This window comes from Burkholderia sp. WAC0059 (assembly GCF_002870125.1).
Lineage (GTDB): Bacteria > Pseudomonadota > Gammaproteobacteria > Burkholderiales > Burkholderiaceae > Paraburkholderia.
Map to the genome: position 1 here is coordinate 103,913 of NZ_PNEO01000007.1, position 17,902 is coordinate 121,814.

The 17,902-nt window shown below is 62.0% G+C and carries 14 protein-coding genes, 1 tRNA gene and 2 pseudogenes; 4 read left to right on the forward strand and 13 right to left on the reverse strand.

Annotated elements, in window-relative coordinates; genetic code table 11:
• Positions 1-613: 613 nt before the first annotated feature.
• A complete protein-coding gene (locus CY652_RS09195) occupies positions 614-1,510 on the forward strand; it encodes a hypothetical protein (RefSeq protein ID WP_102130404.1) in 897 nt (298 codons plus the stop codon).
• Between the two features lie 31 nt (positions 1,511-1,541).
• Positions 1,542-3,935, forward strand: coding sequence for a catalase (locus CY652_RS09200; RefSeq protein WP_102130405.1), 2,394 nt, complete (start codon positions 1,542-1,544; stop codon positions 3,933-3,935).
• Between the two features lie 515 nt (positions 3,936-4,450).
• Here CY652_RS09200 and CY652_RS09205 read toward each other — a convergent pair.
• The 6 genes and pseudogenes from CY652_RS09205 to CY652_RS24825 all read right to left on the reverse strand — a co-directional run bounded on the left by CY652_RS09205 (position 4,451) and on the right by CY652_RS24825 (position 8,789).
• On the reverse strand, positions 4,451-5,347 hold the full coding sequence (locus CY652_RS09205; protein ID WP_102130406.1) for a diguanylate cyclase: 897 nt from the start codon (positions 5,345-5,347) through the stop codon (positions 4,451-4,453).
• Positions 5,348-6,174: 827 nt separating this feature from the next.
• Positions 6,175-7,350 (reverse strand): helix-turn-helix transcriptional regulator, encoded by a 1,176-nt coding sequence (locus CY652_RS09210; RefSeq protein ID WP_102130407.1) that lies wholly within the window; start codon positions 7,348-7,350, stop codon positions 6,175-6,177.
• 350 nt (positions 7,351-7,700) lie between these two features.
• Positions 7,701-7,895: pseudogene (locus tag CY652_RS24810) on the reverse strand (integrase core domain-containing protein); the annotation flags it as partial.
• A gap of 62 nt (positions 7,896-7,957) precedes the next feature.
• Positions 7,958-8,161: pseudogene (locus CY652_RS24815) on the reverse strand (DDE-type integrase/transposase/recombinase); the annotation flags it as partial.
• Positions 8,162-8,247: 86 nt separating this feature from the next.
• Positions 8,248-8,502, reverse strand: coding sequence for a hypothetical protein (locus tag CY652_RS24820; RefSeq protein WP_258002248.1), 255 nt, complete (start codon positions 8,500-8,502; stop codon positions 8,248-8,250).
• A gap of 92 nt (positions 8,503-8,594) precedes the next feature.
• Positions 8,595-8,789 carry a transposase gene (locus CY652_RS24825; protein WP_258002249.1) on the reverse strand — a complete coding sequence of 65 codons (195 nt, stop codon included), beginning with the start codon at positions 8,787-8,789 and terminating at the stop codon, positions 8,595-8,597.
• A gap of 206 nt (positions 8,790-8,995) precedes the next feature.
• Between CY652_RS24825 and CY652_RS24830 the strand changes: the two genes are divergently transcribed.
• Complete coding sequence (locus CY652_RS24830; protein WP_374703643.1) at positions 8,996-9,193, forward strand: hypothetical protein; 198 nt, start codon at positions 8,996-8,998, stop codon at positions 9,191-9,193.
• 212 nt (positions 9,194-9,405) lie between these two features.
• Here CY652_RS24830 and CY652_RS09225 read toward each other — a convergent pair whose 3' ends face one another.
• The 7 genes from CY652_RS09225 to cysS all read right to left on the reverse strand — a co-directional run bounded on the left by CY652_RS09225 (position 9,406) and on the right by cysS (position 16,970).
• Positions 9,406-9,768 carry an aldolase/citrate lyase family protein gene (locus CY652_RS09225; protein ID WP_102130408.1) on the reverse strand — a complete coding sequence of 121 codons (363 nt, stop codon included), beginning with the start codon at positions 9,766-9,768 and terminating at the stop codon, positions 9,406-9,408.
• 76 nt (positions 9,769-9,844) lie between these two features.
• Positions 9,845-9,938, reverse strand: a tRNA-Ser gene (locus CY652_RS09230).
• Positions 9,939-10,143: 205 nt separating this feature from the next.
• Positions 10,144-11,394: an aspartate kinase gene (locus CY652_RS09235; RefSeq protein ID WP_102130409.1), complete on the reverse strand. Its 1,251-nt coding sequence runs from the start codon at positions 11,392-11,394 to the stop codon at positions 10,144-10,146.
• 530 nt (positions 11,395-11,924) lie between these two features.
• Positions 11,925-13,382, reverse strand: a complete 1,458-nt coding sequence (tilS, locus tag CY652_RS09240; RefSeq protein ID WP_102130410.1) for a tRNA lysidine(34) synthetase TilS — start codon at positions 13,380-13,382, stop codon at positions 11,925-11,927.
• A 52-nt stretch (positions 13,383-13,434) separates the two neighbouring features.
• Complete coding sequence (locus CY652_RS09245) at positions 13,435-14,406, reverse strand: acetyl-CoA carboxylase carboxyltransferase subunit alpha (protein WP_102130411.1); 972 nt, start codon at positions 14,404-14,406, stop codon at positions 13,435-13,437.
• 162 nt (positions 14,407-14,568) lie between these two features.
• Entirely contained in the window at positions 14,569-15,525 is a 957-nt protein-coding gene (locus CY652_RS09250) for a DNA-3-methyladenine glycosylase family protein (protein WP_102130412.1), read from the reverse strand.
• A gap of 47 nt (positions 15,526-15,572) precedes the next feature.
• Positions 15,573-16,970, reverse strand: a complete 1,398-nt coding sequence (gene cysS, locus CY652_RS09255; RefSeq protein WP_102130413.1) for a cysteine--tRNA ligase — start codon at positions 16,968-16,970, stop codon at positions 15,573-15,575.
• Between the two features lie 218 nt (positions 16,971-17,188).
• Between cysS and CY652_RS09260 the strand changes: the two genes are divergently transcribed.
• Complete coding sequence (locus CY652_RS09260) at positions 17,189-17,896, forward strand: tetratricopeptide repeat protein (protein ID WP_102130414.1); 708 nt, start codon at positions 17,189-17,191, stop codon at positions 17,894-17,896.
• Positions 17,897-17,902: the final 6 nt, after the last annotated feature.

Consider the following 17,902-nt stretch of genomic DNA (forward strand, 5'->3'; position numbering starts at 1 on the left):
CGGCAGTCTAATGAGGACGCCCGGGATTGGAAGCTACAGCGGCGGCCGCCATCGTTGCCACTGCCGTTAGCACCGTCCATTGCAGTCAGGCGCACTCTCGGCCAGGAACGATAGATGCTCTGCTTCTTTACATCCACATCAGATAGTTAGAGCTTGAAATGAAAACCGTCAGGATGGTCGGGCCGCGCGCGCATAGTAATCGATTGTCACCGTCCCGTGATGCTTTCAGCCATCGAGGCCAGCGCGGCGAACAGCGAAAAGTATGAGTCAACATCCCGCGACCAGTTATTTTTCTCAAGCCATCAGATCGCCTCTATATAAAAAGGACACCATATCATTGAAATATTTTCAAGACGGATTATCCTTTTAAAACAGAGCAACAAAAAAATCCCGTCGTGTCTGTTTTTAAATATGGAAACGATGGCTAGTTGCCCGGACTACGGAATCGATTTCTGTGTTTTTCTGCAGCACCGAAGGGCTTTCAACAAGGAGACATCATGCGATCCATTCTCTTGTGGCTGCTAGGCGTACCCATCCCCATCATCATTCTGATTGCCATCTTTTGGCACTGATCCACGGTGCGTGTGGCCTCTACACGAATAAAGGAAATGTCATGCAAACTACCCAGCCTTTGACTCACTATCCCACCGATGCGACAGGCATGGAATCGGCCCGCTCGGCGGTCTCGTGGGCAGCAGTCATTGCCGGCGCCGTCATTGCAGCATCCGTATCTGTGATGTTGCTGACGGGTGGCACCGGACTTGGTTTCCTGTCGATGTCACCATGGCGCAACACCGGTGCAAGCGGTTCGGCGCTCGCCATAGGGTCCATCGTCTGGCTGCTGATCACCCAGATCATCGCGTATGGCGTGGCCGGCTACATTACCGGCAGGCTGCGCACCAAGTGGACGGATGCGGCCAGCGACGAGATCTACTTTCGCGACACTGCCCACGGCTTTCTGGTTTGGGCGCTGAGCGCCGTTGTTGGACTGGTGCTGCTGGGTTCGACTGTCACGTCCGTACTGTCGGGAACCGCCCGGGCCGGCGCGACGCTGGCGGGAGCTGGCGCAGGCGCGGCAACGGCCGCGGCCGGCCAGGCCGCACATGGGGATACAGACAATCTTTCGCTGGACTATTTCACAGATGCGCTGCTGCGCCCCAATGATCCATCGGGGTCCGCGAGCCAGGGCGACGTGCGGCAGGAAACGTCACGCATTCTCGCGCGCAGTCTCGTGAACGGCCAGTTGTCCGACGCTGACCGGTCCTACCTCGTCAAGATAGTCGCCCAGCGTGCCGGTGTGGACGAAGCGACCGCCCAGCAGCGGCTCACGCAAGTCGAGACGCAGGCGAAGCAGGCCGCCCAGGAAGCCGAACAGAAGGCACGCGAGGCTGCCGATCAGGCGCGCAAGGCCGCTGCCGCGTTTTCGCTGTGGGCATTCGCATCGCTGCTGATCGGTGCCTTTGTCGCGAGCTTCACCGCGACTCTCGGCGGGCGCGCACGCGACCGCTAACGCATTCCGGTCATCCGTCAAGGAGTCGCACATGGCAACCCGCAAGCGTCAGCAATCGAAAGACCCGCAACAGTCCGCACTGGATACCGCGTACCTGAACTCGGACAGCGGTCCGGCACTGCCTCCTGCCGCCAGGGCGACCCATCCGGCCTTGAAACAGGCGCGCACAGTCGGGCAGTTGGCGAGCAGCCTGCCCGCGAATGCGAACAAGGCGGCGGAGTACGGGGACAATGCGGCACACCCGCCGGTCGGCAATACGGTCGAACCCACGGATGAATCAGCCACCGCCAGCACGCTGTCGGAAAAGAACCAATCCGGCAAAACAGGCGCCCAGGCCAGCCGCGGCATCAATGCGGCCAGCGGCGAGCTGCCTCGTGTGCGGGCCGACAGCGACGGCCAAGCCATGACCACGAATCAGGGGGTTCCGGTCGCGGACAACCAGAGCTCCCTGAAAGCCGGTCTGCGCGGCCCGGCGTTGCTCAAGGATTTCATCCTGCGCGAGAAGATCACCCACTTCGACCACGAACGTATTCCCGAGCGGATCGTTCACGCGCGCGGCTCCGCCGCGCACGGCTACTTCGAGTGCTACGAACCGTTGGCCGAACTGACGAGCGCGTCGCTCTTCGCGGAAGCGGGCAAGCGCACGCCGGTGTTCGTACGCTTCTCCACGGTGGCCGGCGAGCGGGGCTCGAAGGACACCGCCCGCGACGTACGCGGTTTCGCGGTGAAGTTCTACACCGATCAGGGCAACTGGGATCTGGTCGGCAACAACATGCCGGTGTTCTTCATTCAGGATGCCGTCAAGTTTCCCGATCTGATCCATGCGGTGAAGCCGGAACCCCATCACGGCATGCCCCAGGCGGCGTCCGCTCACGATACGTTCTGGGACTTCATCTCGCTGATGCCCGAATCGACCCACATGATGATGTGGCTGATGTCGGACCGCGGCATTCCCCGAAGCTATCGCATGATGCAGGGCTTCGGCGTCCATACGTTCCGGTTCGTCAATGCCGAAGGCGTCTCCAGGCTGGTCAAGTTCCACTGGAACCCGAAACTGGGGACGCATTCCCACGTCTGGGACGAGGCCGTCAAGATTTCCGGCGCCGATCCGGATTACCACCGGCGCGACCTGTGGGAAGCCATCGAAGTGGGCGAGTATCCGGAATGGGAATTCGGCGTGCAGATCTTCGACGAGGCCCAGGCGGATACATTCAGTTTCGACGTGCTGGACTCGACCAAGATCGTGCCCGAAGAACTGGTTCCCGTCACGCCCATCGGCCGCATGGTGCTCGATCGCAACCCGGACAACTTCTTCGCCGAGACCGAGCAGGTCGCGTTCTGCACGGCCCACGTGGTGCCGGGCATCGACTTCACCAACGACCCGCTGCTGGCGGGCCGCATCCACTCGTACGTGGATACCCAGATAACGCGGCTGGGCGGCCCGAACTTCCACGAGTTGCCGATCAATACGCCACTCGCGCCGATCCACAACAATCAGCGCGACGGCATGCACCGGCAGACCGTGCATCGCGGCCGCGTGGCCTACGAGCCCAATTCGCTCGCGGGCGGCTGCCCGTTCCAGGCGGGCTCCGCCGGTTTCGTTCCGTTTCCGGAGCCGGTGGCGGCCGACGAACTCCGAGGCAAGCCGGAGAAGTTCGCGGAGCACTACAACCAGGCCACGCTCTTCTACGAAAGCCAGGCCGACCATGAGAAGCAGCACATCATCGAGGCGTTCTCGTTCGAGCTGAGCAAGGTGAAAGTGCCCGGCATCCGGCAGCGTACGGTGGCGACACTCCGCAATGTCTCGGAGGAACTCGCGACAGCGGTGACAGCCAACCTCGGCATGCCCGAGCTGCCGGCGCCGTTGCCGAGGGCGGTAACGGAGGCGGTCGAGCCCGAAGTCACCCAGTCGGCATTCCTGTCACTGCTGGCTCGTCCGGGCGAAGGCGGAATCCGTACGCGCAAGATTGCCGTCATGGTCACCGATGGCGTGAACGCCAAAACGACGCGCCAAACGGCACAAGCGCTGATAGCCGCGGGCGCGGTCGTCCGTCTGGTCGGCCAGCACGTCGGGCTGATTCAGTCCGAAGACGGGGAAACCCTGGACGTGGACGCCTCGTTCAAGAACAGTCCGGCCGTCCTGTTCGATGCCGCGCTCATCCCAGGCGGAGAGGCCGCCGTCGAGGCATTATGTACGGACGGACTGGCCCTGGAATTCGTCCGGGAGCAGTTCAGACACGGCAAGTCGCTGTTCGTCGTCGGTGCCGGCATTCGCTTGCTTGAACAGGCGGGGATTCCCGTCGACGGCTCCGATCCTGGACTGATCACCGCTGACGACGCGGGGAAGGACAGTCTCGCGCTGTTCATTCGGGCGGTGGAAAAAGACCGCCATCCCGTTCGCGAATCGGACCCGCCGACAGTGTAGGCGCGCTGCACGCCGGGTCACGCCGGCGCGGCCCCAGCCGCGAAACTCACATCGACCGGTCCCACGAGCCTTCAGGTAGCGGACGACTCCTGTTCTCTGGCATACCCGTCCGGCGAATCGCTATCGGCCGGGTGCACAACCCATTCACGCTGGTCCGGCGCCACGCGCGACGCTGCCACCACGTCGTGCAAAAATGAACTTGTCGAGATTGCCGGACGCGAGCGCCAATGGATATGCCTATCCTTCCCCAACGATGGACGCGCTTCAAAAGATCCTTAAGGTAGTAGCAGCTCATCAAGCCAAACAACATCAGCGGCCGAATTGATTACGACAGAGGAAGCCGCAGTCGTGGCAATCCAGCAAAAAACGGCCGCCCGAAAACGGCGGCCGAGTGTACTTCGGTGGATCAGGGCTTTCGTCGACTCACCGCTATCCATACTCGCACCAGATCGTCCAATTCTCAAGCGTTTGCAACTAACCTTGATGGAAATCTCTTTAATGGTATATGCCGATCATCACCGATCAATATTTCGAACTACGTATCGATCTCGTCCTTCCGACTTCACCTCATACAATGCCTCATCGCTTTGCTTGATCAACCACGAGGCGGAAAAATCATTTTCGCCAGCAGCAAATACCACGCATCCGCAACTTATTGTGATGTACCCCACCGGTGAGCCACTATGTGGAATTCTGAGTTGGCGAACCGCTAGCCCGACATTCTCCAGAAGCGGCGACGGATTCGTAACATGGCGACCGATGATCATGAATTCCTCGCCGCCATAACGAGCAACAACATCCGATTGACGGCAAGCCTTCTTCAATGCCATTGCGACGAGGCAAAGCGCCCTGTCGCCCTCGGAATGTCCATACATGTCGTTGTAAATTTTGAAGTGGTCAATATCAATCAAGACGACACAAAATCTTGTCGAACGATCCCTATTGCCGATGCAAATTCTTTCCTGGCTCTTCAGTTCGCGCTCCCTGGACTTCAGGCAGTGGATATCTGTGCAGGTGCAAAGCCACCCCGTACCAATACCGTGAAAATTGACGATAAACCATCGTCCATCACCACGACAATTTACCAGTCGGCACTCCAGGGTCTCATGCCTCAAGTCAGCGCATGCACCCCGCAGCCTCAAAATTGCATCGTACCGGTGCTCCGCGTGGATCAATTCGACCCATTGAAGTTGACCGATAGCATCGATGGGCAGACCAGCATAAATCGCCCATGCGTCATTGATGCTTACGACCTGTCCGTCCCGATTGAAATAGCATGCAGGCGTCCGGAGAGCATTGACTACACTGGCGATCTGAAGATCGTTATGGTCTGCGGGGAGCATCTGCTCCATCGAAATGCCCTCCGTTTCGGGCTTTAGACTCGCAATACCAATGATGTCTGGATGGTCCATGATGCATCCCCGACAAAGATTTCTGTTTTTTTAAATGTAATCCACTCTGATTTCTTACAAAACCTACACCGCTAACATGAGCATCAAACATCTGAGCTCCCGGAAAGCCCCAACAGATATCACTCGATTTATGCTCATACTTTTTACGTTGACATTGACTCCGATGTACCGGCAGATTCCTTTAAAAAACGACTGTTGCTGAAAATATTGAAAAATGATTGAACGGCCATTAATCACAGGATGCACGATTCATTCGCCGTGTCCTAGCTTGCTCAGCTATAGAAAAAACCTTTTTATCCGCCGGAAACGTAGGGTCGTCGGAATGCCCCGTTGCCTAAAACATTCGGAGGATAAGATTAACAATTTCGTAATGCCTGATGGTGCGTCGTCGAGTACGAAAGAGTTTCCCGCCCTACTTAACCGCACCTGATCTCAATATATGGGTTTTAATAGGGCGATTTTTCTTGCGAGCATGGAAGAATTTTCATCTACTTTATTTCATCGCAGGGATAGATGAAAGACTAGTTCACACCACAGTTTCTGGTCAAAAAATACTATCTCTCGCCTCCGGCGTGTGTGAACCTGTTGTCGACAATTCTGCATCTATTTCGCAGCGCCCAATACCGGGAGCAAGCCACACCATTGCAGCGCACCCGATGACGTCGCCGCTTTTCAGGGCAGTGCATCCAGCGACCTCGCGCAGGGCGGCAGCAAAGTCAACTTACTGCCCACAGCCGGATCCTGTCAGAGGCACACACTGACCGGGTTGGTCACTTTTTTTGTGGATCTCAAACGCCCATCGCTTCGATGGTCCCGGTTTCCGACCATCAGCGAGCTTTTTTTCGTTTCTTTGGCAACTCATGCTCCGATATGCCTCGCGCTCGCGCCCAGACCACCGCCCCGGTTCGCCTGTGAACGCCGATCTTCGTGTAGATCCTCGACACGTGATTCCGAACCGTATTGCGGGAAAGCCCCAGCGTCGCGGAGATATCGTCGTCGGTCTGCCCTTCGCACATCAGACCCAGCACTTCGCGCTCGCGAGAGGTTAGGTCGGCCAGTTCCGATTCCGGATAGGCTATCCGGCGAGGCTGACGCAGCTGGGCCAGTTTCTCGATGACGGCCTGACTAAACCAGCTCGTATCCTTCATGACACTCTCGATCGCCTGCATCAACTCGGTCTCGGAACGTTTACGCTCGGATATATCCTGAAATATCGCAAGCATGCAACGCTGGCTCTCGACGGTGGCTACCTCCACAGAGAGAAGGCAATCCAGAAGCCCTCTCTTACTAGTGGGGAGTTGCACCTCCATACTCCTCAGGCTATCAGTCTTGCCTAGCGCCACCCCGATGCGCCTCCACGTGGAATCGTCGAGCGCTCCGACTTCCACGATCTCCCGCCCCCGGAGGTCTTCGAAGGAATAACCCGTGGCTGCGACGAAGGCGCCGTTGACATCGATAATGCGACCATCGACAAGCGTGGCAATAACCATGGGCATGGGCGTCATAGAAAATGCCTTGTGCAACGGCACATTCTCGTGCTGCGGATTCTCCTGATCTGGCGACGGCAATAAACGATCCCGCGGACCATTAGTAGACGCCGTCAAGACGCCCTCGCGTCGGGATTCGTCCGCCTTGCGCTCCGAGATATCACGCATGACCAATACGATGCCGGAGGCCACGACGTCTCCTTCGCGCTGTGCCATGCGCGCGTTCACTTCCATCCACGCATAACTGCCGTCCTTCCTTCGCATACGTACTTCGGTCGGCACAGTATCCGCACCGGTCAACAACAATCTCCCGTGCGCTGCACCTACTGTGGGCAGATCTGGCGGAAAAACAAAGGCGTCCGGCCCCTTTCCCACCATTTCGTGCGGCTTCCAGCCGAGGATCCGCTCGCAGGACGGAGAAGCGTATTGCATGACCAGATCGAGTCCCACCAGACAAACCATGTCGGCACTATTTTCTGCCAGAAACTTAAAATCGTCTTCATCCTGTTTCGGCATATCTCCGCTCCGGTGGTTTCAGGCTGCATCCTTTCATTGAATAATATTATTTAAATGCTACATACGATGCCATTTTTATTATACAAAACCGCATCTCATATCGTGAGTTCGTGAATATAAATTTACCCAAGAAAATCACTTCTTATAGAGTTAAATTCCAATCAGCCTACCAGCAGGAATGGCCATCGAATGTCAGGAATAGTTAACTCTCTTTCGGCTCACGTGGCCCTGTCACTAATAAGGCGCGTCACTAAGAAATGACCTTTATCCGATAAATAATTCAGTTCAAAAGTTGAGAAATTCGTCATGATGGGAATCCCCCCACTTTTAACGCGAGACAGAAGTAGAGGTTATGCTGCGGCCATGAGCCGCTGTTTCGGTGTCACGCCGCCAAGGCCCATGTTGGGGCGCTCGTGATTGTATTGCCACATCCATTCGGTCGCGAAGTGCTGCACGTGTGCGAGGTCATCCCAGTAGTACTGCGACAGCCATTCATATCGCACCGTCCAGTTGAACCGCTCCACGTACGCGTTTCTGCTGCGGCTTGCCGGGCTGGATGTAGTTCAGCGCTATACCCGTGCGTCATTGCCCGCTGCGCGATCGCTTCACTCAGGTATTCAGGGCCGTTATCGCACCGTATCACCATCGGTTTTCCCCGCCAGCCGATGATCTGTTCCAGAGCCCGTATGACTCGCGCCGAGGGTAACGAGAAGTCGATCTCGATGCCCAGTGCCTCCCGGTTGAAATCGTCGATCACGTTGAGCAGCCGGATACTGCGACCGTCCTTCAACTGGTCGTGCATGAAGTCCATCGACCACACCGCATTCACCGACGCCGGCACCACCAGTGGCTGCGGCGCCTGCCGTACAAGCCGCTTGCGAGGCTTGATGCGCAGGTTCAGCCGAGCTCCCGGTAAATCCGGTACACGCGCTTGTGGTTAAACTCGAAGCCCTTCACGTTTCGCAGGTACAGGAAGCACAGCCCAAAGCCCCAGTTGCGATGATTGTCGGTCAGCTTTAGCAGCCAGTCGGCGATCTGCTCATTCTCTTCATTGCGCAGCCGCTCGTAGCGGTAGCACGTCTGGCTGATGCCGAATGCCTCGCACGCAAGCCGGATCGATACGCCCCGGCGTGCTACTGCGTCTCTGGCCATCTCGCGGCGGGTAGATGACCTCAATCTTTTTTTGCCAGCGCCTCCGCGACGATCTCGGCCTTGATCTTCTCTTCGACGTACATCTTGCGCAGTCACGCGTTCTGCGCCTCAAGCTCTTTCATCTTCGCCATCAGCGACACGTCCATACCGCCATACTTGCCGCGCCAGTTGTAGAAGGTTGCGGTGCTGATGCCCAGCTCGCGGCAGATCTCCGGCACGGCAATGCCCGATTCCGCCCGCTTGAGCGCTTCCATGATCTGGCTGTCTGTGAACTTCGACTTCTTCATTGCGTAGAACTCCCTTTGCTGGAAACTCTACTTCTGATCTCGCTTACTGCAGGGGTGGATTACCGTGGGACTACTGCCAACGAACCAACCGCACTGGTCGACATCTACGTCGATGCGGCTTTCAGCCAGTTGCCAAGTTGGCGAAGACACTTGATACGCCCGTCTACACGTTGATCGAGGAGCGATACGGCATCAAGGTGACGCGAGTGGAACAGGAAATCCAGAGCCAGCTAATCGGAGGAATCCAGGCCGCTGCACTTCAGGTACCAGACGGATCAGCTGGGCTACGCATTGTCCGGACCTACTTCGTGCGCGACCAAATAATCGAAGTCACAACTGGTCTTCATCCCGCGAGCCGCTTCAGCTACTCGATGACCTTTCAACTCACTCAGGCTCAGGGATAGGCATGACGCGACACAGCTATTTGTGTACGGCTGGGACGAATAGAGACCGTCTCTGGTCGATCTATTGTGAAAAACTCCCGTGAATCTGGAGTATTGACCATCCTAGAAACCATCAAATGACTGAGTTTCCCTACTCAGAACAAAATTCGTTTCCCGGGGACAAGCTCATTCGCCCCCCTTCTTATCTCCTATCGCTACATCACTGCCCCACGTTACTTGTTAACCTGATTCGATCGTACAATTTCGCCGACCGAGGTCCGCCCACGCAACAACATTGACTGGTCGGAACCAACAATAAAAGGCCGGACGCCCATGTCGGTGAACCCGTGCACCTGCTCTGCTGCGGCGACGAACACGCCACACGCGATGCCGGAACGATGGGCCGCAAGGACAACCCTGCGCACCGCATCTTCGATTACGGGCTCGTCGATAGAATCCACCCCGTAGGCTACGGCGAGATCCGCGCGGCCAAGCACCGCATCGATGCCTGGGGTATTGACGATCTCGTCGACTCGGTCAACTGCCTGCGTCGGCGCGGAAGATGCCGAGAAGGTCCACCGGAATCCGACTATCATTTGATGGTCGGTTTGTGGGTCGTAGAAAAACAAAACCCCGCAGAGCCTAGACTCTGCGGGGTTCCACCGCCATTTCTGGCGGAGACGGAGGGATTCGAACCCTCGATCCAGGTTTTGGCCCAGATGCTCCCTTAGCAGGGGAGTGCCTTCGACCTCTCGGCCACGTCTCCCGAACCTTCGCTCGCACCAGGGAGGCAGCGCGACGAAGCCAAGATGATAGCGGGTTCGCCCGGCAAGGTCAATTTTCCAATCCCGCTTTTCCCGCGGGTGTGAAGCCCGTGTCATCCGGGCGTCATACGGAAGACCGCGGAAGAACCTACAAGAAAAAACGCGCGGAAAATCCGCGCGTTTTTTCCCCGCCCAACCCCAGGCAACTCAACCCTGATCGAGCTCGAACACCTTGTGCAGCGCGCGCACGGCCAGCTCCATGTACTTCTCGTCGATCAGCACGGAGATCTTGATTTCGGAAGTCGAGATCATCTGGATGTTGATGCCCTCCTCCGACAGCGTACGGAACATCTTGCTCGCGATGCCCACGTGCGAGCGCATGCCGACGCCGACCACCGACACCTTCGATACCTTCGGATCGCCAAGCACCTTCTCCGCCTGCACGTGCGCCTTGACCGTGCCGGAGAGAATCTCCATCGCGCGCTGGTAATCGCCGCGGCCCACCGTGAACGTGAAGTCGGTCTTGCCCGCCACGCTCTGGTTCTGGATGATCATGTCGACGTCGATGTTCGCTTCCGCCACGGGGCCGAGAATCTGATACGCGATACCGGGCTTGTCGGGCACGCCCATCACGACGATACGGGCCTCGTCGCGCTGGAACGCGATGCCCGAGATGACTGCTTTTTCCATGGTGTCGTCTTCTTCAAAAGTAATCAGGGTGCCGGAGGCCATCTCCGCCTCGAGCGGCATCAGCGGGTCGGTCAGGCTCGAGAGCACACGCGTTTTCACCTGATACTTGCCCGCGAACTCGACCGAGCGGATCTGCAGCACCTTCGAGCCGAGGCTCGCCATTTCCAGCATTTCCTCGAACGTGACGCGATCGAGCCGGCGCGCCTCCTCGACCACGCGCGGATCGGTCGTGTAGACACCGTCCACGTCCGTATAGATCAGGCATTCGTCGGCCTTGAGCGCCGCGGCCACGGCGACGGCCGAGGTGTCCGAGCCGCCGCGCCCGAGCGTCGTGATGTGGCCGTCCGGATCGATGCCCTGAAAGCCCGTGACCACGACCACCTTGCCGGCGTCGAGGTCGCGCAGCACGCGCGCGTCGTCGATCTCGCTGATGCGCGCCTTCGTGAACGCGCTGTCGGTTTTGACCGGCACCTGCCAGCCCGTGTAGCTGATCGCGTCGACGCCGGCATCCTGCAGCGCGATCGCGAGCAGACCCACGCTCACCTGCTCGCCAGTGGACGCGATCATGTCGAGTTCGCGCGGGCTCGGCTGGGACGAAATCTCTTTCGCGAGCCCGATGAGCCGGTTGGTTTCGCCGGACATCGCCGAAGGCACGACGACCATCCGGTGGCCTGCCTTGTGCCATTTGGCGACGCGTCTGGCGACGTTCTTGATGCGCTCGACCGAGCCCATCGAGGTGCCGCCGTATTTGTGTACGATGAGTGCCATTGTCGTTCTGAACTGAAGGTGTTGCCGCGCTGGCGCACCGAAGACGGCGCGCCGCCCGGGTAGCCCGCGCGCGGACCTGGCGGTCCGGGCGCGGATGCGGCGGTTCCGAAGGCGCGACCCCAGGCCGGCGCGGGCGACGGCGTGAATGCAGCGCGTGCAGCACGCGCGGAGTTTGCCCCTTGAAACCTTTCTCGCGCAGGCCACCTGAAGCGCCGCGCGTCGTCCGCCTGTTTCCCGCCTGTTTCGGATGGCGCCTTCCGGAATCCCCCGTTGGGTGCCGTGGGCCGAAAGGAAAAAACGCCGCTCGTCGCATGCGCCGCTCATGACGGCCGCTTGTAACAGCCGCCTGTAACGACCACTCGTGACAGCAAAAAAGCAGACTGGGCAAACGTATAACCATACCCGATCGGACTGAAAATCACAAGCAAGCCGCCGCGCTTCGTAGGGCAAAAACGCTTTCGCGCCAAGGATTTGGCGCCCCGTCGGAGCGCCCCCATCCAGGCAATCGGGTACGCACGGCAACACGGCATTCAGGCGATCAGCAGATCCGCGCGCCATTCGATGCGCCGCCAGCGCGCCGCGCCGGCCACCTCCGCCCGCCCGTCGTCTCCCCGGTCCGCCGCCAGGGCCGCGCGATTCAGGCCGATCCGGGGCACGAACAGCAGCGCGTCGCCGCTGAACAGCAGCGGCACGTCCCGCTCCCAGGCCGGCACGCCGAACGTCTGAAACAGATTCTTGAGCGTATGGCTTCCCCCCGCCGTCGCGTTGCGCATCCGCTCGCCGCCCGTTCGCGTCCGCGCGACGAGCGGCGCGCGCATCAGGAGCGCCTCGGGCACGGCATCGGGATCGTCGGCGTTCGACGGCGCGAACACGAACGTACCGCGCCATTGCGGCAACCGCCAGACGGCCTCCCCTCGCCAGTCGAGCGTCGCCGATTCGCGCGCGGCCGGCACATCGGCTTCGCGGTCCTCGTCGTCGCGACGCGCGCCCGCCGTCTGCCAGAACACGCGACCGCGATAGCAACGCAGCCGGCGTCCCGCATGATCGACGCGCAGCCGGTGATCGCCGTTTGCATCGCCGACGTCGCGCAACTGGCGCAGCGCATCGTTGAGCCGCGCGGCGGACGCGGCCGGCAACCCGAGCGCACGCATCCAGTAGCGCATCAGGTTCAGCGCGCGCGCCTCGTCGAGCGCGAGAAGCGCGTCGCGTTCGAGCGCCTCGCCGTCGTCGTCGCACGCCGCCTCGCGCAAATCGAGCTGCGCCAGCGCGTCGAGCAGTTGCTGCGCCGAGGCCGCGTGCGCGGCCGCGCGCGCGAGCGCGTCGCGATAGCCCGGAAAATGCGCGGCCAGCGTCGGCATCACGTTCTGCCGCAGCGCGTTGCGCGCATAGCGGGTGTCGGCGTTCGATTCGTCGTCGACCCAGTGCAGCGCGCGTGCCACCGCATAGCGTTCGAGTTGCGCGCGCAGCAGATGCAGAAACGGCCGCACGCGCAGCACGCCGCCGGGCCGGCCGTGCACCGGCGCCATGGCCGCGAGGCCGGCCATGCCCGCGCCGCGCAGCAGTTGCAGCAGCACCGTCTCGGCCTGATCGTCCGCGTGCTGCGCAAGCCACAGCGAGCGCACGCCGTATTCGGCGCACAGCGCGTCGAGCGCCCGATAACGGGCATCGCGCGCCGCCGCTTCCACGCCGAGGCCGCTGTTCTGTGCCACGGCCACGCGGCGCGCGCCGAACGACACGCCGAGCGCATCCGCCGCGGCCTCGCAATGCGCGAGCCAGCGGTCGGCGTTCGGGCTCAATCCATGGTGAACGTGCAGCACGACGCAGCGCGCGGGGCCCGCCACGCGCACGGCGGCGTCGAGCAGCACGCTCGAATCGAGTCCGCCGCTACAGGCCAGCGCGATGTGTCCGTCGGAAGGCAGCGCGAAAAGCGCAGCGGCGAGCGCATCGAGAACGATGCGCTCGCCGGTGGAATCTGCGGGGGAAGTCACGGGAGGATGGCGCGGAAAGCGCCCGGAAGAGGAAAGCGCGGCGACGCCGGATTCATGAGCCCGGCGTCGTCTCCTTGTACTTGCCGTAGGCCATCAGGCGTTCGAAGCGGCGTTGGCGCAGGTCCGCGATGCTCATGCCCTGGAACTGGCGCAGCGAGTCGGCCAGCGCCCGGCGCAGCAGCGCCGCCATGCCCTTCGGATCGCGATGCGCGCCGCCGAGCGGCTCGTTGACGATCTTGTCGATGAGCCCGAGCGCCTTCAGTCGGTGCGCGGTGAGGCCGAGCGCTTCGGCCGCTTCGGGCGCCCTGGCCGCGCTCTTCCAGAGAATCGACGCGCAGCCTTCGGGCGAGATCACCGAGTAGGTCGAGAACTGCAGCATCATCAGCGTGTCGGCCACCGCGATCGCGAGTGCGCCGCCCGAGCCGCCCTCGCCGATCACCGTCGCGATGATCGGCGTCTTCAGCTCGGCCATCACGTAGAGGTTGTGGCCGATCGCCTCGGACTGGCCGCGCTCCTCGGCGCCGATGCCCGGGTACGCGCCCGGCGTGTCGATGAACGTGAAGATCGGCAGGCCGAACTTTTCCGCGAGGCGCATCAGCCGTTCGGCCTTGCGATAGCCCTCGGGGCGCGGCATGCCGAAGTTGCGCGCCGCGCGCTCCTTCGTGTCGCGGCCCTTCTGCTGGCCGATCACCATGCAGGGCTGGCCGTTGAAACGCGCGAGCCCGCCGACGATCGAGAGGTCGTCCGCGAACGCGCGGTCGCCGTGCAACTCGTGAAAGTCGGTGAACAGCTCGTTCACGTAGTCGAGCGTGTAGGGACGCTGCGGGTGGCGCGCGATCTGCGAGACCTGCCACGGCGTCAGGTTCGCGTACAGATCCTTCGTGAGCTGCTGGCTCTTCTTCGACAGCCGCTCGATCTCTTCCGAAATGTCGACGGCCGAGTCGTCCTGAACGAAGCGCAGTTCTTCGATCTTCGCCTCCAGTTCGGCGATCGGCTGTTCGAAATCCAGAAAGGTGGTCTTCATGAGTTGGAATCCTTGCACTTACCGGCAGCGCGTATTCTAACCGCGCCGGACGGCATCAAAATCGCGTCCAAACTATCGACACCAGGAAGCGATAGGGGCGAGTCCGGATGGATCGCGGGCCGCGCGGACCGGATTGCCGGCGCGGGCGGTCCGGCCGCCGGCTCACGCCTGCGCCGGCTCGAGGCTGCGCCACATGTACCAGGTCGCCACGGTTCGCCACGGCTCCCAGTTGGCCGCCACTTCGCGCGCCTCGCTGCGCGTCACGGGCTCGCCGCTGAAGTAGTTGACGCTGATCGCGCGGATCAGGCCGAGGTCGTCGAGCGGCAGCACGTTCGGCCGCGAGAGATTGAAAATCAGGAACATTTCGGCCGTCCAGCGGCCGATGCCGCGAATCTGCGTCAGCTCGGCGATCACGTCCTCGTCGTCCATCGAGGTCCATTTGCCGACGTGCAGCGCGCCCGACACGAAATGCTGCGCGAGGTCGAGGATGTATTCGGTCTTGCGCTTCGAGAGCCCGCAGGCCATCAGCTTCTCGTGGCCGAGCTTCAGGAATTGCTGCGGCAAGAGCTTCGGGCACGTGAGCTCGACGCGCTGCCAGACCGCCTGCGCCGCCGCGACCGAAATCTGCTGGCCGACCACCGAGCGCGCGAGCGTGACGAACGGATCGCCGCGGCTCAGCAGATGGACGGGACCGAACTTCGGAATCAACTTCTTCAGGATCCGGTCGCGTTTGACGAGATCGGCGCAGGCGCGGTCCCAATAGGCCGGGCGCAGCATCTCGGGCTCGACGCCGCCGAGCTGGACCGGCACGGCCGCCTCGGCGACGGGCAGCGTCTCGACGATCCGGAGCTCGTCCGCGCGCGTCCCCGCCTCGGCCGTCGCCGCGCCGTTGCCTTTCGCCCGGGGCGCTTTCGTCCGGGTCGTTTTCGCCTTCAGCGCCGATGCGGCCGGCGCGCCGGCCGAACCGTTCGCGCCGTTGAGCCCGCGTTTCCTCGCGGGCGCGGCCGGCTTGCCGGCCTTCGCGGTTTTCGCTGCGCCTCTGCCGCGCGCCGCCTTCGCAGCCGCTGCGCCCGTCGGGGACGCAGACCGTTTCGTCTGCGCCTTCGTGGCCGTTGCCATCCTGCCTCCTGCCTCGCGAATCGATCAGTGGAAACGGGATAGCCGGCTCATATGCGCCGCCACTCGGTCAATCCGCCCGGTTTGTCCTCCAGCGCCACGCCGGCCTCGAGCAATCCGGCCCGAATCCGGTCCGCCTCGGCGTACTGCTTCGCCTCCTTGGCGGCCTTGCGCGCGGCGATCTTCGCCTCGATCGCGGCGGCATCGAGCGCGTCGGCCTGCGCCGCGCCGGCGGCTTGCTGCCGGAACGCGCGCGGCTCGCGGCCCAGCAGGCCGATCACGCGCGCGAGACGCTGCAGTTGCCGCGCGAGCGCGGGGTCGCGCGTGCGGTTCACTTCGCCGGCGAGATCGAACAGCACGGCGACCGCGACGGGCGTGTTGAAGTCGTCGTTCATCGCCGCCCGGAAACGCTGCGCATGCGCCTCGCTCCAGTCGAGCTCGCCCGCGTCGGGCGTCACGTCCTTGAGCGCCGTGTAGAGGCGCGTAAGCGCGTTGCGCGCGTCGTCGATGTGCACGTCGCTGTAGTTGAGCGGCGAACGGTAATGCGCGCGCGCGATGAAGAACCGCACCACTTCGGCATCGTAACGCGCGAGCACCTCGCGGATCGTGAAGAAGTTGCCGAGCGACTTCGACATCTTCTCGTTGTCGATCTGCACGTAGCCGTTGTGCATCCAGTAATTCACAAACGTTTTCCCGCTCGCCCCTTCGCTTTGCGCGATCTCGTTCTCGTGGTGCGGGAATTGCAGGTCCTGGCCGCCGCCGTGAATGTCGAACTGCTCGCCGAGCAGCGCGCAGCTCATCGCCGAACATTCGATGTGCCAGCCCGGACGGCCGCGTCCGTACTGCGAGTCCCAACCCGTGTCGGCGGGCTCGTCCGGCTTCGCCCGCTTCCAGAGCGCGAAGTCGAGCGGATCTTCCTTCGCGTCGTTCGCGGCCACGCGCTCGCCCGCGCGCAGGTCCCCGATCGACTTGCCCGAAAGCCGGCCGTAGCTCGCGAACTTGCGCACCGCGTAGTTCACGTCGCCGTCCGCGCCCCGATAGGCGTAACCGTTCGCTTCCAGCCGGCCGATCATGTCGAGCATCCGCGGAATGAATTCGGTGGCGCGCGGCTCGTGGTCCGGACGCTCGACGCCGAGCGCGTCCGCGTCCGCGTGCAGCGCCGCGATGAAGCGGTCAGTCAGCGCGCGGATCGTCTCGCCGTTCTCGACGGCGCGACGGATGATCTTGTCGTCGATGTCGGTGATGTTGCGTACGTAAGTCACTTCGTAGCCGAGCGTGCGCAGCCAGCGCTGCACGATGTCGAACACCACCATCACGCGCGCATGCCCGACATGACAATAGTCGTACACCGTCATGCCGCAGACGTACATCCGGACGACGCCGGATTGCAACGGCACGAAAGCTTGCTTGTCACGCGCGAGCGTGTTGTAGATACGCAGTGATTCCATAGAGAAGACGAGGCTACGTAGGCCGCGGGCGATCCGCGTGGCGTTGCCGGTGTGCCGGGACGAACGGCGCCGCCCCTCAAGCCGGCACGCATTGGGCGCTTCGGTCTGCGATCGGGACGAAAGACGGCTACGGGTGGCGAAAGACAGTCTGCGGTTCGACGAAAACGCGCAGACCTTTTGTTAGAATGGGTCGGAGTATAACACCGCGACCCTACCCTATGAAACCTACCAGCGGCCGTGCGCCTCGCGTGGCGACCCTTGCCGCAACGGCGCTCGCCTGTGTCGCGTTCACGCTCGGCACCCCTTGCGTTTCCCTCGCGGCTCCCCCCGCCGTCGCCGACAACACGCCCGACGCCGATGCCGCGATCGGGCAGCACGACTGGGCGCGCGCGCTCACCGAACTCGATGCGCGCATCGCGTCGAACCCGCGCGACGTGCAGGCCCGCTTCAAGCGCGCGACCGTGCTCGCGCGACTCGGTCGCGACAACGAGGCCATCACGGCGTTCACCGAACTCACGCAGCTCTACCCCGAACTGCCCGAGCCGTACAACAATCTCGCGGCGCTCTACGCGAAGCAGGGTCGCTACGACGACGCGCGCGTCGCGCTCGAGACGGCCGTGAAGGCCAACCCCTCGTACGGCCTCGCCTACGAAAATCTGGGCGACCTCTACCTGCATCTCGCGGACGCCTCGTACCGCCGCGCCGCCTCGCTCGGCCAGGTCGGCGCCGGCACGCGCCAGCGCCTCGCCGACCTGCAGAAGATCGTCGCGCCCGCCGCCTCCGCGCCGAAGGCCGAGGCGCCGGTCGCCGCGGCCTCGACCACGGCCCCGCTCAACCGCTCGATCGACAACCCGTCGATCCAGTTCGGCGGACCGACCGGCTCGCTCGCCATGCCGCCCTACATGGCGCCGTCGCCCACGCACTAGACGCCC

Bases quoted from the DNA above. Each gene is read 5' to 3' on its own strand.
- CY652_RS09195 (WP_102130404.1), top strand. From the start codon at position 614: ATGCAAACTACCCAGCCTTTGACTCACTATCCCACCGATGCGACAGGC.
- CY652_RS09200 (WP_102130405.1), top strand. From the start codon at position 1,542: ATGGCAACCCGCAAGCGTCAGCAATCGAAAGACCCGCAACAGTCCGCA.
- CY652_RS09205 (WP_102130406.1), bottom strand. From the start codon at position 5,347: ATGGACCATCCAGACATCATTGGTATTGCGAGTCTAAAGCCCGAAACG.
- CY652_RS09210 (WP_102130407.1), bottom strand. From the start codon at position 7,350: ATGCCGAAACAGGATGAAGACGATTTTAAGTTTCTGGCAGAAAATAGT.
- CY652_RS24820 (WP_258002248.1), bottom strand. From the start codon at position 8,502: ATGGCCAGAGACGCAGTAGCACGCCGGGGCGTATCGATCCGGCTTGCG.
- CY652_RS24825 (WP_258002249.1), bottom strand. From the start codon at position 8,789: ATGAAGAAGTCGAAGTTCACAGACAGCCAGATCATGGAAGCGCTCAAG.
- CY652_RS09225 (WP_102130408.1), bottom strand. From the start codon at position 9,768: ATGATAGTCGGATTCCGGTGGACCTTCTCGGCATCTTCCGCGCCGACG.
- CY652_RS09235 (WP_102130409.1), bottom strand. From the start codon at position 11,394: ATGGCACTCATCGTACACAAATACGGCGGCACCTCGATGGGCTCGGTC.
- CY652_RS09245 (WP_102130411.1), bottom strand. From the start codon at position 14,406: ATGAAGACCACCTTTCTGGATTTCGAACAGCCGATCGCCGAACTGGAG.
- CY652_RS09250 (WP_102130412.1), bottom strand. From the start codon at position 15,525: ATGGCAACGGCCACGAAGGCGCAGACGAAACGGTCTGCGTCCCCGACG.
- cysS (WP_102130413.1), bottom strand. From the start codon at position 16,970: ATGGAATCACTGCGTATCTACAACACGCTCGCGCGTGACAAGCAAGCT.
- CY652_RS09260 (WP_102130414.1), top strand. From the start codon at position 17,189: ATGAAACCTACCAGCGGCCGTGCGCCTCGCGTGGCGACCCTTGCCGCA.